This window comes from Phascolarctobacterium succinatutens YIT 12067, assembly GCF_000188175.1.
In the GTDB taxonomy this organism is placed as follows: domain Bacteria; phylum Bacillota; class Negativicutes; order Acidaminococcales; family Acidaminococcaceae; genus Phascolarctobacterium_A; species Phascolarctobacterium_A succinatutens.
This window is the reverse complement of record NZ_GL830910.1, coordinates 1-868: the sequence shown is the minus strand read 5'-3', so window position 1 is coordinate 868 and position 868 is coordinate 1. Positions and strand designations below refer to the sequence as shown.

Genomic DNA, 868 nt, shown 5'->3' with positions numbered 1-868 from the left:
CTCTGATAACATGAAACTTATCTGCTACTATCTTGGCTTCTGGAAACATGGACTTGGCAACAGACCTGAACAAAGTACTTAAGTCCATAATTATCTTCTTGACCGCAGCACGTTCTTTATATGGATATTCCAAGAAATGTTTACAAAGATTCTCCGTATTGCGACTCGGCAGGATATCTATTACTTGATGTTTTACAGGATCTGCAATATTGCACTGGAATTTTTCACCACCGGCATTACCTCTTAATTCATCTATTGCTATGCATTCCGGTAACTTAGGATGAGGGTAATTGAGATTGTCGAACCATCTTATTATACTGGTTACAGATACGCCAAATCTCTTAGCTATTGATGAAAAGCTCTGCAAGCAGAAAGTTTCTTTGATTGATTCAAGATAAAGCCTGTCTGGAAAATGGCAATATCTTTTTATATATGGATTTTCTTCAGTAAAAGTAGTATTGCAGTTTTTACAAATATAACGTCTTTTTCTTATTGTGACAATTAACGGCTTGCCTAAAACAACTAAATCTCTAACCGTTTGAAGTCTGTAATCCTTAATATAAGTAGTACTATTACCGCAGTGAGGACAACGATGTTCTTTCACAGGCATCTCTATAAAGGCTTTATATGATCCTGTTGATTAATCTTCCTCAAAGTATTTTGTGTTTACCCCTTTAAAAAAAGGAATGGATTGTGTATAATTGTCATGAAGCATAAGGTGTCTGCTCTCCTTTGTAGATTGTATTGTTTTGGTCGATGATATTTTACTACAATTCCAGCATTTTATGCTTTATTTTTTTGCCTAAAAAATAAGTGTTGGAAGTATTGACTTAATTCAAGTCAATACCCCAACACTTATTATAGAACC

1 protein-coding gene is annotated in these 868 nt (G+C 34.4%); it reads right to left on the bottom strand.

Annotation, left to right across the window (positions count from 1 at the left end; translation table 11 throughout):
* Nucleotides 1-604: transposase (locus tag HMPREF9443_RS10720; protein ID WP_187363712.1), on the bottom strand; the 604-nt coding region annotated here is incomplete at its 3' end.
* Nucleotides 605-868 lie beyond the last annotated feature (264 nt).